Origin of the sequence: Micromonospora sp. SL1-18, from assembly GCF_047921505.1 — a bacterium.
In the GTDB taxonomy this organism is placed as follows: domain Bacteria; phylum Actinomycetota; class Actinomycetes; order Mycobacteriales; family Micromonosporaceae; genus Micromonospora.
In genome coordinates, this window is the sequence record NZ_JBLROA010000062.1 from 23,044 (window position 1) to 36,624 (window position 13,581).

13 protein-coding genes are annotated in these 13,581 nt (G+C 74.3%); all 13 read left to right on the forward strand.

All coding sequences use genetic code 11. The features are described 5' to 3' along the window. Nucleotides 1-68: 68 nt before the first annotated feature. The 13 genes from ACNAW0_RS24205 (at nucleotide 69) to ACNAW0_RS24265 (ending at nucleotide 13,510) form a co-directional block, all read left to right on the forward strand. On the forward strand, nucleotides 69-1,088 hold the full coding sequence (locus tag ACNAW0_RS24205; RefSeq protein ID WP_416290275.1) for a quinone-dependent dihydroorotate dehydrogenase: 1,020 nt from the start codon (nucleotides 69-71) through the stop codon (nucleotides 1,086-1,088). 37 nt (nucleotides 1,089-1,125) lie between these two features. After that, complete coding sequence (locus ACNAW0_RS24210) at nucleotides 1,126-2,400, forward strand: adenosylmethionine--8-amino-7-oxononanoate transaminase (protein ID WP_416290276.1); 1,275 nt, start codon at nucleotides 1,126-1,128, stop codon at nucleotides 2,398-2,400. An 89-nt stretch (nucleotides 2,401-2,489) separates the two neighbouring features. Beyond that, on the forward strand, nucleotides 2,490-3,332 hold the full coding sequence (pyrF, locus tag ACNAW0_RS24215) for an orotidine-5'-phosphate decarboxylase (RefSeq protein WP_416290277.1): 843 nt from the start codon (nucleotides 2,490-2,492) through the stop codon (nucleotides 3,330-3,332). A 171-nt stretch (nucleotides 3,333-3,503) separates the two neighbouring features. Further along, the gene (gene mihF / locus ACNAW0_RS24220) at nucleotides 3,504-3,821 is read left to right on the forward strand and encodes an integration host factor, actinobacterial type (RefSeq protein WP_416290278.1); all 318 of its coding nucleotides are present in this window, start codon (nucleotides 3,504-3,506) and stop codon (nucleotides 3,819-3,821) included. A 25-nt stretch (nucleotides 3,822-3,846) separates the two neighbouring features. Then, complete coding sequence (locus ACNAW0_RS24225) at nucleotides 3,847-4,380, forward strand: guanylate kinase (RefSeq protein ID WP_416290279.1); 534 nt, start codon at nucleotides 3,847-3,849, stop codon at nucleotides 4,378-4,380. Nucleotides 4,381-4,425: 45 nt separating this feature from the next. Continuing rightward, nucleotides 4,426-4,692 (forward strand): DNA-directed RNA polymerase subunit omega, encoded by a 267-nt coding sequence (gene rpoZ / locus ACNAW0_RS24230; RefSeq protein ID WP_025617742.1) that lies wholly within the window; start codon nucleotides 4,426-4,428, stop codon nucleotides 4,690-4,692. A 14-nt stretch (nucleotides 4,693-4,706) separates the two neighbouring features. Further along, on the forward strand, nucleotides 4,707-5,915 hold the full coding sequence (gene coaBC / locus ACNAW0_RS24235) for a bifunctional phosphopantothenoylcysteine decarboxylase/phosphopantothenate--cysteine ligase CoaBC (RefSeq protein WP_416290280.1): 1,209 nt from the start codon (nucleotides 4,707-4,709) through the stop codon (nucleotides 5,913-5,915). Between the two features lie 84 nt (nucleotides 5,916-5,999). Beyond that, nucleotides 6,000-7,205, forward strand: a complete 1,206-nt coding sequence (gene metK, locus ACNAW0_RS24240; RefSeq protein ID WP_416290281.1) for a methionine adenosyltransferase — start codon at nucleotides 6,000-6,002, stop codon at nucleotides 7,203-7,205. 59 nt (nucleotides 7,206-7,264) lie between these two features. Beyond that, the gene (locus tag ACNAW0_RS24245) at nucleotides 7,265-9,199 is read left to right on the forward strand and encodes a primosomal protein N' (RefSeq protein WP_416290282.1); all 1,935 of its coding nucleotides are present in this window, start codon (nucleotides 7,265-7,267) and stop codon (nucleotides 9,197-9,199) included. Nucleotides 9,200-9,318: 119 nt separating this feature from the next. Further along, the gene (locus ACNAW0_RS24250) at nucleotides 9,319-10,302 is read left to right on the forward strand and encodes an AAA family ATPase (protein WP_416290283.1); all 984 of its coding nucleotides are present in this window, start codon (nucleotides 9,319-9,321) and stop codon (nucleotides 10,300-10,302) included. A gap of 160 nt (nucleotides 10,303-10,462) precedes the next feature. Then, entirely contained in the window at nucleotides 10,463-11,023 is a 561-nt protein-coding gene (gene def, locus ACNAW0_RS24255) for a peptide deformylase (protein ID WP_416290285.1), read from the forward strand. A gap of 4 nt (nucleotides 11,024-11,027) precedes the next feature. After that, complete coding sequence (fmt, locus tag ACNAW0_RS24260; RefSeq protein ID WP_416290286.1) at nucleotides 11,028-11,954, forward strand: methionyl-tRNA formyltransferase; 927 nt, start codon at nucleotides 11,028-11,030, stop codon at nucleotides 11,952-11,954. Continuing rightward, nucleotides 11,951-13,510, forward strand: a complete 1,560-nt coding sequence (locus tag ACNAW0_RS24265) for an RsmB/NOP family class I SAM-dependent RNA methyltransferase (RefSeq protein WP_416290287.1) — start codon at nucleotides 11,951-11,953, stop codon at nucleotides 13,508-13,510. Before fmt ends, ACNAW0_RS24265 begins: the two co-directional genes overlap by 4 nt. The last annotated feature ends 71 nt before the right edge of the window (nucleotides 13,511-13,581 follow it).

Here is a 13,581-nt window from a genome sequence, read left to right on the forward strand (position 1 = left end):
GTTGCCGGCCGCCTCGGCGTGTCGCGACAACAACTTCATGATCGACACCGGGTCCGGGGAGGGCCGGCGTGATCTTTGAGCGGGTGCTGCGACCACAGCTCTTCCGGGTGGGGGGTGGGGACGCGGAGGCGGCGCACGAGTGGACGCTGGCGCGGCTGGCCGGGCTGTCCCGCCGGCCGGCCGCGCTGGCGGCGGTGCGGGCGCGGTACTTCCGGCGGGCGCCGCGCACGGTGTTCGGGGTGGACTTCCCGAACCCGGTCGGGCTGGCGGCCGGAATGGACAAGAACGGTGTCGCGCTGCCGGCCTGGCCGGCGCTCGGCTTCGGCTTCGTCGAGGTCGGCACGGTCACCGCGCACGCCCAGCCGGGCAACCCCCGACCCCGGCTGTTCCGGCTGCGCGACAGCGAGGCCGTGGTCAACCGGATGGGCTTCAACAACGCCGGCGCCGAGGCGCTCGCGGCCCGGCTGGCGGCACTGCCGCGCCCGATCGGCGTACCGCTGGGCATCTCACTCGGGAAGTCCAAGGTGACCCCCCTGGACGAGGCCGTCGCGGACTACCTGGCGTCCTACCGGGCCCTGAAGGAGCACGGCGACTACTTCGCGGTCAACGTCTCCTCGCCGAACACCCCGGGCCTGCGCTCCCTTCAGGACCGGACCCACCTGGACGCGCTGCTCGCCGCGCTGGTGGGGGAGAAGCCGGTGCTCGTGAAGATCGCACCCGACCTGACCGAACCGGCCATCGCCGAACTCCTGGAGGTCTGTCTCGACCGGGGCGCGGCCGGGGTGATCGCCACCAACACCACCCTCGCCCGGGACGGGCTCGCCCCCGCCGACCGGGCACGGGGCGCGGAGACCGGCGGCCTGTCCGGCCGCCCGCTGTCCGGCCGGGCGCGAAAGGTGGTCGCCTTCGTGCACCGGGAGACCGGCGGCCGGCTGCCGGTGATCGGCGTCGGTGGGATCGCCGACCCGGACGACGCGGCCCGGATGTTCGACGCCGGCGCGAGCCTGGTCCAGCTCTACACCGGTTTCATCTACCGCGGCCCGGCCCTGATCCGCGCCATCACCCGCACCGTCCCACCACCCCGCTGACCGTCGGCTTCGCCGGGGTGGTGGAGGAAGGAGAGCCGTGACGCCCGAGGAGATCCTCGCCGCGGATCGCCGGCACGTCTGGCACCCGTACGCGGCGCTGCCGCCGGCCAGCCCGCCCTACCTGGTGTCCGGCGCCGAGGGCGTACGGCTGCGGCTGGCCGACGGCCGGGAGCTGGTCGACGGGATGTCGTCCTGGTGGGCGGCGATCCACGGCTACCGGCACCCGGTGCTGGACGCCGCCGTCACCGACCAGCTCGGCCGGATGAGCCACGTGATGTTCGGCGGCCTCACCCACGAGCCCGCGGTACGCCTGGCCCGGACCCTCGTCGAGTTGGCCCCGGACGGCCTGGAACACGTCTTCCTGGCCGACTCCGGCTCGGTCAGCGTGGAGGTCGCCATGAAGATGTGCCTGCAGTACCAGCGGGCCACCGGGCGGCCGGAGCGGCACCGGCTGGGCACCTGGCGGGGCGGCTACCACGGCGACACCTTCCACCCGATGAGCGTCTGCGACCCGGAGGGCGGCATGCACCACCTCTGGGGGGACGTGCTGCCCCGGCAGGTCTTCGCGCCGGTGCCGCCGGGCGGCTTCGACACCCCGCCCGACCCGGCGTACGAGGCGGCCCTGGTGGACGCGGTCGAGCGGCGCGCCGACGAGCTGGCCGCGGTGATCGTGGAGCCGGTGGTCCAGGGCGCCGGCGGGATGCGCTTCCACCACCCGCACTACCTGCGGGTGCTGCGCGAGGTGACCCGGGCGCACGGCATTCTGCTGGTCTTCGACGAGATCGCCACCGGCTTCGGCCGGACCGGGGCCATGTTCGCCGCCGAGCACGCCGGGGTCGCCCCGGATGTGCTCTGCGTCGGCAAGGCGCTCACCGGCGGCTACCTCACCCTGGCCGCCGCGCTCTGCACGGCCGAGGTGGCCCGCGGCATCTCCGCCGACGGGGTGCTCGCGCACGGCCCCACCTTCATGGGCAACCCGCTCGCCTGCGCGGTCGCTAACGCCTCTCTGGGCCTGCTGCGGGCCGGAGACTGGGCGGGCCGGGTGGCGGCGATCCAGGAGGGGCTGCGGGCCGGCCTGGAGCCGTTGCGCGCGGCCCCCGGGGTGGCCGACGTCCGCGTACTCGGCGCGATCGGCGTGGTCCAGCTCGACCACGAGGTGGACATCCCCCGGGCGAGCGCCGCCGCGGTCGCGCAGGGCGTGTGGTTGCGCCCGTTCCGCGACCTCGTCTACACCATGCCGCCGTACGTCACCGACCCGGGGGACGTGGCGCGGATCGCGGCCGGGGTCGAGGCGGCGGTCAAGGCCGGCTGAGTCGGCGCACCGGCCGACCCCGGCAGGGGCGGCGACTGGATGACCGAGGCACACCGCGGCGCGACGCCGCGCGAGGAGATGGAGAGTCGATGGAGAGTTTCGGCGCCCGCCTGCACCGGGCCGTGGCCGAGCGGGGACCGCTCTGTGTGGGCATCGACCCGCATCCGGGGCTGCTGGCCCGCTGGGGGCTCGCTGACGACATCGAGGGCCTCGACCGGTTCAGTCGGACGGTCGTGGAGGCGCTCGGTGATCGGGTCGCGGCGGTCAAGCCCCAGTCGGCCTTTTTTGAGCGTTTTGGGTCGCGGGGCATCGCGGTCCTTGAGTCAACTATCCGACAGTTGCGAAATGCCGGTGCACTCGTTGTCCTTGACGTCAAACGCGGCGACATCGGATCGACGGTCGGCGCGTACGCCTCGGCGTACCTCGACCCATCCAGCCCGCTCTATGCCGACGCGGTGACGGCGAGCCCCTACCTCGGGGTCGGCTCGCTGGCGGCGATGTTCGACCTGGCCGCCGCGCATGGTGGCGGGGTCTTCGTCCTGGCGCTCACCTCCAACCCCGAGGGGGCCGCGGTGCAGCGCGCGGTCGGGGCCGACGGGCGGACCGTGGCGCAGACCGTTATTGACGAGATTTCGCAGCTCAACCGGGGTGCCGACCCGCTCGGCAGCTTCGGGCTGGTGGTTGGCGCGACGGTCGGCGACACCGGCCACGACCTCTCCGCGGTGAACGGTCCACTGCTCGCCCCTGGGCTGGGCGCGCAGGGCGCCACGGCTGCGGACCTGCGTACCGTGTTCGGCTCCAGCCTGCCCGCGGTGCTGCCCTCGTACTCCCGGGAGGTGCTGCTCGCCGGGCCCGATCCGGTCGCCCTGCGGGCCGCCGCCGAGCGGGCGCTGGCCGAATGTCGGGCCGCCCTGGCCGCGGTGGCTGACTGACGGCTCGGTCACTTTACGATGATCTTCGCGCGCCCACGTTGCCGAAAACTCCGTTGACCGCTAGTTTTCCCCGCGCTGGGAACCACGTACCCCTTTGGTTGCCAGCGACCACACGTTTCACGGAAGCGGCGGTGCGTACCGCCCGTCGCGTTAGGGACCTGAGGAGAACTGGTGCCGCTCCCGTCACTGACCCCCGAGCAGCGCGCTGCCGCGCTGGAGAAGGCCGCGGAGATCCGCAAGGCTCGTGCCAAGCTGAAGGAGGACCTCAAGCAGGGCAAGACCAACCTGGCCACCGTCCTCGAGCAGGCCGAGTCTGACGACGTCGTCGGCAAGCTGAAGGTGTCGGCCGTCCTCCAGGCGATGCCGGGCATCGGCAAGATCCGGGCCACCCAGATCATGGAGAAGCTCAAGATCGCCGACAGCCGTCGCCTGCGTGGCCTGGGCGAGCAGCAGCGCAAGGCTCTGCTTGGAGAGTTCGCCGCCAACTGAACGGCGCACCGTGTAGAAACAAGCGGTGAGCACGGATGACGAGGCGCGCCCGGCGGCTCGGCTCACTGTCCTGGCCGGACCTTCGGGGGCCGGCCGGCGCAGTGTCGTCGAGCAGGTCCGGGCGCGCTTTCCGTCGGTGTGGGTGCCGGTGGTCGCCACCACCCGGCCGCCGTGCCCCGGCGAGGTGGACGGTGTCGACCGGCATTTCCTCGACCCGGCCGAGTTCGACCGGATGATCGGCGCCGACGAACTGCTGGAATGGAGCCGGATCGGGCCGTACCGGCGCGGGGTGCCGCGGGCGGGCATCCGGGCCCGGCTGGTCGAGGGGCGGCCGGTGCTGCTCCCGCTGGACCTGCCCGGCGCGCTCGCCGTCCGGGCCGCCGTGCCGGACGCGGAGCTGGTGCTGCTCGCCCCGCCGTCGTACCGGCCGGATCCGGCCGTCGCGGCCGCCTTCGCACACGCCGTGGTGAACGACCGCACCGAGCGGGCGGCGGAGGAGCTGGTAGGCTTGCTCGGTTCTTCCTTCCTGGCTCCGGCCCAACCGCGCCTGAGCGGTTGAGAGACCACCGCTTCGCAGGCGCTGCACGAGACGCAGAGGTAATTCGTGGGATCCATCGCCACCAACCCCGAGGGCATCACCAACCCGCCGATCGACGAGCTCCTCGAGAAGACGACCTCGAAGTACGCTTTGGTGATCTTCGCCGCCAAGCGCGCGCGCCAGGTCAACGCCTACTACAGCCAGCTCGGTGAGGGCCTGCTGGAGTACGTCGGCCCGCTCGTGGAGACCACTCCGCAGGAGAAGCCGCTCTCCATCGCCATGCGCGAGATCAACTCGGGTCTGCTCACCGCCGAGCCGACCGACCAGCCGTAATCCCCTCCGCGTCGATGTCCGCCGAGATCGTCCTCGGGGTCGGCGGCGGCATCGCCGCCTACAAGGCGTGTGAGGTGCTCCGGCTCTTCACCGAGTCGGGCCATCGGGTCCGGGTCGTGCCGACCGCGTCGGCGCTCCGCTTCGTCGGGGCGCCGACCTGGGCCGCGCTCTCCGGCCAGCCGGTCGCCGACGACGTCTGGGCGGACGTGCACGAGGTGCCGCACGTCCGCCTCGGCCAGCACGCGGACCTGGTCGTCGTGGCCCCCGCGACCGCCGACCTGCTCGCCAGGGCCGCCCACGGCCTCGCCGACGACCTGCTCACCAACACCCTGCTGACCGCCCGCTGTCCGGTCGTGCTCGCTCCAGCCATGCACACCGAGATGTGGGAGCACCCGGCCACCGTCGCCAACGTGGCGACCCTGCGGTCCCGGGGAGTCCGGGTGATCGAGCCCGCGGTCGGGCGGCTGACCGGCAAGGACACCGGCAAGGGCCGGCTGCCCGAGCCGGCGGAGATCTTCGCGGTCGCCCGTCGGGCGCTGGCCCGGGGCGTCGCCGCGCCGGCCGACCTGGCCGGCCGGCGCGTGGTGGTCACCGCCGGCGGCACCCAGGAGCCGCTCGACCCGGTGCGGTTCCTGGGCAACCGCTCCTCCGGCAAGCAGGGGTACGCGTTCGCCCGCGCCGCCGTCGCCCGGGGCGCCCGGGTGACCCTGGTCTCGGCCAACGTCGCGCTCGCCGAGCCGGCCGGCGTGGACCTGGTGCGGGTGGGCACCACCGAGGAGTTGCGCAAGGCGACCCTGGAGGCGGCCGCGGCGGCGGACGTCGTGGTGATGGCCGCGGCCCCCGCCGACTTCCGCCCGGCCACGTACGCGCCGGGTAAGATCAAGAAGCCGGAGGACGGCAGCGCGCCCACCATCGAGCTGGTCACCAATCCGGACATCGCCGCCGAGCTGGGGCAGCGCCGCCGACCCGGGCAGGTGCTGGTGGTCTTCGCCGCCGAGACCGCGGACGCCGAGGCCAACGGTCGGGCCAAGCTCGCCCGTAAAAGGGCGGACCTCATCGTGATCAACGAGGTGGGCGTGGACAAGGTTTTCGGCGCCGAGACCAACGCCGCCATCGTGATCGGGGCGGACGGCTCGGTGCACCGGTTGCCCGAGCAGCCCAAGGAGGACCTGGCCGACGGCGTCTGGGACCTCGTGGTCGCTCGACTGATTCAGCAATCCTGACGGTTGGCACCTTCCGTTCCCGGGGTCACGCTGGGAACGCGGTGACTAAACTGCCGCCGAGCGACCTTTTCTAGAAGTTTTCACATGCTTAGGAGTGCCGTGACACGTCTATTCACGTCCGAATCGGTCACGGAAGGCCACCCGGACAAGATCGCCGACCAGATCAGTGACGGCATTCTCGACGCGCTGCTCGCCCAGGACCCGCACAGCCGCGTCGCGGTCGAGACCCTGATCACCACCGGCCAGGTGCACGTCGCCGGTGAGGTCACCACCAAGGCGTACGCCGACATCCCGAGCATCGTCCGGGACACCATCCTGGGCATCGGATACGACTCGTCGAAGAAGGGCTTCGACGGTGCGTCCTGCGGCGTCAGCGTCTCCATCGGGTCCCAGTCGCCGGACATCGCGCAGGGCGTGGACAACGCCTTCGAGCTGCGTACCGGCTCGTCGGAGAGCGCGCTGGACGCCCAGGGCGCCGGCGACCAGGGCATGATGTTCGGCTTCGCCTGCTCCGAGACGCCCGAGCTGATGCCGCTGCCGATCGCGCTCGCCCACCGGCTGGCCCGTCGCCTCGCCGCCGTGCGCAAGGACGGCACCGTCCCGTACCTGCGGCCGGACGGCAAGACCCAGGTGACCATCGAGTACGACGGGCTGCGTCCGGTCCGGCTCGACACCGTCGTGGTCTCCAGCCAGCACGCGGCCGACATCTCGCTCGACTCGCTGCTCACCCCGGACATCCGGGACCACGTGATCACTCCCGAGCTGGAGGGCCTCGGTCTCGACATCGACGGCTACCGGCTGCTGGTCAACCCGACCGGGCGGTTCGAGATCGGCGGCCCGATGGGCGACGCCGGCCTCACCGGCCGGAAGATCATCGTCGACACGTACGGCGGGTACGCCCGGCACGGCGGCGGCGCATTCTCCGGCAAGGACCCGTCGAAGGTCGACCGCTCCGCCGCGTACGCCATGCGCTGGGTGGCCAAGAACGTGGTCGCCGCCGGTCTCGCCGAGCGGTGCGAGGCGCAGGTCGCGTACGCGATCGGCAAGGCGCACCCGGTCAGCCTGTTCATCGAGACCTTCGGCACCGAGACCGTGCCCGTCGCCTCGATCGAGAAGGCCGTCGTCGAGATCTTCGACCTGCGCCCGGCCGCGATCATCCGGGACCTCAACCTGCTCCGCCCGATCTACCAGCAGACCGCCGCGTACGGCCACTTCGGCCGGGAGCTGCCCGACCTGACCTGGGAGAGCACCGACCGGGCCGCCGACCTCAAGTCGGCCGCGGGAGCCTGACCGGCACCGGGCGCGGCGACCGGCAACCCGCAGCGGGGTCGCCGGTCGCTCGCGTCTGCGTGGACCTGCCCCTGGCCCACCTCGACCGCCCGTTCGACTATCTGGTCCCCGACGAGCTGGACGCCGAGGCGCTGCCCGGGGTGCGGGTGAAGGTGCGCTTCGCCGGCCAGCTCGTCGACGGCTGGCTGCTGGAGCGCGTCGCGGAGTCCGACCACCCCCGGCTGGCGTACCTGGAGAAGGTCGTCTCGTCGGTGCCGGTGCTGGCTCCCGAGGTGGCCCGGCTGGCCCGGGCGGTCGCCGACCGGTACGCCGGCAGCCTCGCCGACGTGCTCCGGCTGGCCGTTCCGGCCCGGCACGCCCGGGTGGAGAAGGAACTCACCGCCGCGCCGCCGCCCGCCGCCGCCCCGGCCGCCGGCATCGCCGGCCCGCCGTCGGCTGGGGTCGACCCGCGCGGGTGGCGGGACTATCCGGCCGGGCCGGCGTACCTACGCGCGCTCACCGACGGGCGGGCCCCCCGCGCGGTCTGGTCGGCCCTGCCCGGCGAGGACTGGGCCGCCCGATACGCCGACGCGGTCGCCGCCACCGTGGCCGGTGGCCGGGGCGCGGTGGTGGTGGTGGCCGACGCCCGCGACCTGGACCGCCTCGACGCGGCCCTGACCGGCGTGCTCGGGCCGGGACGGCACGTCTGCCTCTCCGCCGCCCTCGGTCCGGCCCGGCGGTACCGGGCCTTCCTCGCCGCGCGGCGGGGCGACGTGGCCGTGGTGATCGGCACGCGGGCCGCGATGTTCGCCCCGGTCGACCGGCTCGGCCTCGTCGCCATCTGGGACGACGGCGACGACCTGCACGCCGAGCCCCGGGCGCCGTACCCGCACGCCCGGGAGGTGCTGCTCACCCGGGCCCAGTTCGGCGAGGCGGGCGCCCTGGTCGGCGGGTACGCCCGCACCGCCGAGGCACAGCTGCTGGTGGAGACCCGCTGGGCCCGGGAAGTGGTCGCCGACCGGGCGACCGTACGGGCCCGGGTGCCGGCGATCGCGCCGACCGGGGACGATTCGCACCTGGCCCGCGACCCCGGGGCGGCCTCCGCCCGGCTGCCCAGCCTGGCCTGGACCACCGCCCGGGACGCGCTCCGCGCCGACCTGCCGGTGCTGGTGCAGGTGCCCCGTCGTGGCTACCTGCCCTCGATCGCCTGCGCCGACTGCCGCGCGCCGGCCCGCTGCCCGCACTGCGCCGGGCCCCTCGCCCTGCCCGCCGCCGACGGTGTGCCGGCCTGCCGCTGGTGCGGCCGGGTCGCCGCCGCGTACGCCTGTCCGGAGTGCGGTGGACGGCGGCTGCGGGCCGCGGTCACCGGCGCCCGCCGGACCGCCGAGGAGCTGGGCCGGGCCTTCCCCGGCGTGCCGGTCCGCACCTCGGGGCGGGAGGAGGTGCTGAGCGCGGTACCGGGCGGGGCCGGCCTGGTGGTCGCCACCCCGGGTGCGGAGCCGACCGCCGACGGCGGTTACGGGGCGGTGTTGCTGCTCGACTCGTGGGCCCTGCTCACCCGGGCCGACCTGCGGGCGGGGGAGGAGGCGCTGCGTCGCTGGCTGGCCGCGGTCGCGCTGGCCCGGCCCGGCGCGGCCGGCGGTCGGGTGGTCGTGGTCGCCGACGGCGGCCTCGCGCCGGTGCAGGCGCTGCTGCGCTGGGACGCGGCCTGGTTCGCCGCCCGGGAACTGGCCGAGCGTCGTGAGCTGGGTTTCCCGCCGGCGGTCCGAATGGCCAGCGTGACCGGTCCGGCGGACGCGGTGGCCGACCTGCTCGCCGGGGCCCGGCTGCCCGACGGCACCGACGTGCTCGGCCCGGTCCCCGCCGACGAGGGGCGGGAGCGGATGCTGGTCCGGGTCCCCCGGGCCCGGGCCGCCGCCCTCGCCACGGCGCTGCACGCCGCCGCCGGGCAACGCAGTGCCCGCAAGGCCGCCGATCCGGTCCGCCTCCAGGTCGACCCGCTCACCCTCTTCTGACCGCCTCCGGGAAAGGGGGTGACGCACAGGTGGTGCGGCAAATGGGTGGAGACCGCGTGATAGCATCGCCCGTCATGACCGGGCGGGTCAAACAGCCGGTGAGCAGGGGTGGACCACTCGTGACCGTTCGTCAATCGATCGTCTTCAACGGTGACCTCGGCAGTGGCAAGAGCACCGTTTCCGTCGAGATCGCCAAGCGACTGGGGATGCGCCGGGTCAGTGTCGGCGACCTCTACCGACAGATGGCCCAGGAGCGGCAGATGACCGCCCTCCAGCTCAACCTGCACGCCGAGCTGGACCAGGCCGTCGACGGGTACGTCGACCAGCTCCAGCGGGACATCGCCGCCTCCGGGGAGCGGCTGGTGATGGACTCCCGACTGGCCTGGCACTTCTTCACCGACGCCCTCAAGGTGCACATGATCACCGAGCCGACCGAGGCGGCCCGGCGGGTGCTGGCCCGCCCGTCCGGCCCGGCCGAGAGCTACACCTCGCTGGAGGAGGCCCGGACCAAGCTCAAGGAGCGCAGCGAGAGCGAGCGCGGCCGGTTCATCATCCGGTACGGCGTCGACAAGGCCCGGCTGCGCAACTACGACCTGATCTGCGACACCACCCGGGCCACCCCGGAGCAGGTGATCCAGCACGTCATCGACGTCTACGAGGGGCGGCTCGGCGCCGAGGTGCTGGACGAGGCCTCGCCGCTGCTGCTGCTGGATCCGGCCCGGGTGTACCCGACCGAGGACATCGCCACCCTCCGGGGCCTCTGGGACTCCGAGTTCGTGGGTGACGTGGCCGAGGCCGGCGACGAGGCCCTGCCGCCGCTGACCATCGGCTACACGGGTGAGTACTTCTTCGCGGTCGACGGGCACCGGCGGCTCAGCGCCGCCCTGCAGAGCGGCTTCCCGCTGGTACCCGCCCGGCTGGTCGGTGAGGTGGACGAGCCGGTGGTCGGCGGGATGACCGCCATCGACTACTTCGCCACCCAGGCACGCCCGAGCGTGATCCACGACTGGGAGGCCGCGCACGGCATCCGCCTCCCGCTGACCGAGCACACCCTGCTCGGCGGCGACGCGGTGCTCGCGGGGGAGCCGGGCGCCGGCGCCTGAGCCGGGCGTCCCGGCGGGGGCCGACGTTCGACGGCCACCCTGCCGGTCACCCTGGGTGACGTGTCGCGGGGCACGGATCGCGGTACGCCGGCCGGGATCGGCGGGAGCGACTCCGTAGACTGGTACGACAGCACTCGTTCCAGACAAGGAGCCGCCCCGCGTGACCGTCCAGCCCATCCGTCTGTTCGGGGATCCGGTGCTGCGCACGCCGGCCGACCCGGTGGTCGACTTCGACGCCGAGCTGCGCAGGCTGATCGCCGACCTGACCGACACGATGCGCGAGCAGGGCGGTGCCGGCCTGGCCGCGCCGCAGCTCGGGGTGGGCCTGCGGGCGTTCACCTTCGACGTGGACGACGTCGTCGGACACCTGGTCAACCCGGTGCTGGAGTTCCCCGACGAGGAGGAGCAGGACGGCCCCGAGGGGTGCCTGTCGATCCCCGGGCTCTACTTCGACACCAAGCGTCGGCAGAACGTCATCGCCAAGGGCTTCAACGGCCACGGCGACCCGATGCAGATCGTCGGCACCGGACTGATGGCCCGCTGCGTCCAGCACGAGACCGACCACCTCGACGGGGTGCTCTTCGTCGACCGGCTGGATCCCGCCGGCCGAAAGGCGGCCATGAAGGCGATTCGCCAGGCCGAGTGGTACGACCCGGGCGCACCGCCGACGGTCAAGCTCAGCCCGCACGCCGCCGGGAACCCGTTCGGCCTGGGGCGGTGACCGGGTGCGTCTGATCTTCGCCGGCACGCCGGCCGTCGCCGTGCCCGCCCTGGACGCCATCGCCGCGTCCAGCCACGAGTTGTTGGCCGTGGTCACCCGTCCCGACGCGCCGGCCGGCCGGGGGCGGGGTCTGGTCCGCTCGCCGGTCGGCGCGTGGGCCGACGCGCACGGCGTCGAGGTGCTCACTCCGGCGAAGCCCCGCGAGCCCGAGTTCCTGGACCGGCTCCGCGAGCTGGCCCCGGACTGCGTGCCGGTGGTCGCGTACGGTGCGTTGGTGCCGCCGGTGGCGCTGGAGATCCCCCGGCACGGCTGGATCAACCTGCACTTCTCGCTGCTGCCCGCCTGGCGCGGCGCCGCTCCCGTGCAACACGCCGTGCTGCACGGCGACGAGCTGACCGGGGCCAGCGTCTTCCAGTTGGAGGAGGGGCTGGACACCGGCCCGGTGTACGGCACGGTCACCGACGAGATCCGCGCCACCGACACCTCCGGCGACCTGCTGGAGCGGCTCGCCGGGTCGGGCGCCGGCCTGCTGGTGGCCGTCCTCGACGCGCTGGAGGCCGGGACCGCCCGGGCCGAGCCGCAGCCCGCCGACGGGGTGTCCCTCGCGCCCAAGCTGACCGTCGAGGATGCCCGGGTACGCTGGAACGACCCGGCGTTCGCGGTGGACCGGCGGGTCCGCGCCTGCACCCCGGCCCCCGGCCCGTGGACCACGTTCCGCGGCGACCGGGTGAAGCTCGGCCCGGTCACCCCGGTGGCCGACGGCCCCGAGCTGAAGCCTGGCGAGCTGCTGGTCGAGAAGTCTCGGGTGCTCGCGGGCACCGCCACCGTCCCGGTGCGGCTCGGTGAGGTGCGGGCGGCCGGCAAGAAGCCCATGTCGGCGAGTGACTGGGCGCGCGGCGCCCGGGTCGCCGCCGGCGAGGTGCTCGCGTGACCGGGCCGTCCGAGCCCCGGGGTGGCCGCTTCTCCGCCGACGGTCCGCGCGGCCGGTTCGCCGACGGTGACCGGTCCCGCGAGGGCGGTCGCCCGACGGGCGGGCAGCGCGGTGAGCGCCCCGGCCGCCGGGCCGAGGGGGCGCCGCGCGAGGGACGCTTCGGCGCCGACCGGCGTGGCGGCCGTCGCCCGGGCCGGCCCACCGTCGACCTGCCCCGGCACGTCGCGTACCAGGCGATCGCGGCGGTGCACCGGGACGACGCGTACGCCAACCTGGTGCTGCCGGCGATGCTGCGCGACGAGGGGCTGACCGGGCGGGACGCCGCGTTCGCCACCGAGCTGACGTACGGCACACTGCGCCACACCGGCACCCTCGACGCGATCATCACGGACGCGGCTGGCCGGGACGTGCAGCGGATCGACCCACCGGTACGCGACGCCCTCCGGATCGGCGCGTACCAGCTGCTGCACACCCGGGTGCCCGCGCACGCGGCGGTCTCCTCCACGGTGGACCTGGTCCGGGCCGTCGGCCCCGGGGCCACCGGCTTCGCCAACGCGGTGCTCCGCGAGGTGGCCACCCGCGACGTCGACGGCTGGGTGGAGAAGCTCGCCCCGTCGGCGCAGACCGACCCGATCGGCCACCTGGCCCTGGCGTACAGCCATCCGCAGTGGATCGTCCGGGCCTTCGCCGAGGCGCTCGGCGGTGACCTGGGTGAGACGGCGCGCCTGCTCATCGAGGACAACGAGCGCCCGCCGGTGCACCTGTGCGCCCGCCCGGGCCTGGCCGACCCAATCGAGCTGGCCGACGAGGTCGGCGGCGCGCCGGGTGCCTTCTCGCCGTACGCGGTCTATCTGCCCGGCGGCGCGCCGGGGGAGCTGTCGGCGGTGGCCGAGGGGCGCGCCCACGTCCAGGACGAGGGCTCCCAGCTGGTGGCGAACGCCCTCGCGACCGCGCCGCTGGACGGCCCGGACGGCCGTTGGCTGGACCTGTGCGCCGGCCCGGGCGGCAAGGCCGGCCTGCTCGGTGCCCTCGCCGCGCAGCGTGACGCCCGGCTCACCGCCGTGGAGGTCGCCGAGCACCGGGCCCGGCTGGTCGCCCACGCCACCCGGGGTCTGCCGGTGAACGTGCTGAACACCGACGGGCGGACGGTCGGCGCCGACCCGAAGCTGCCGGAGGGGCACTTCGACCGGGTGCTGGTCGACGCGCCGTGCACCGGGCTCGGCTCGCTGCGCCGCCGGCCGGAGTCCCGCTGGCGCCGCCAGCCGTCCGACCTGCCGCCGCTGACCCGGCTGCAGCGGGAACTGCTCACCGCGGCGCTGCGCGCGGTCCGGCCGGGCGGGGTGGTCGGTTACGTCACCTGCTCGCCGCACGTCGTGGAGACGCACGTGACGGTGACCGAGGCGTCCCGCCGCTGCGGCTTCCCGATCGACTTCGTCGACGCCCGGCCGTTGCTGCCCGCCGGCATGCCCGGGCTCGGGGACGGGCCGACGGTGCAGCTGTGGCCGCAGCGGCACGGCACCGACGCGATGTTCCTGGCCGTGCTGCGCAGGGGCTGAGCACCACGTCCGGCGCCCGCATCGAGTGGGCCCTCGCCGTCGTGCCCTGGCCCCCGCGCCTTTCCACCCGC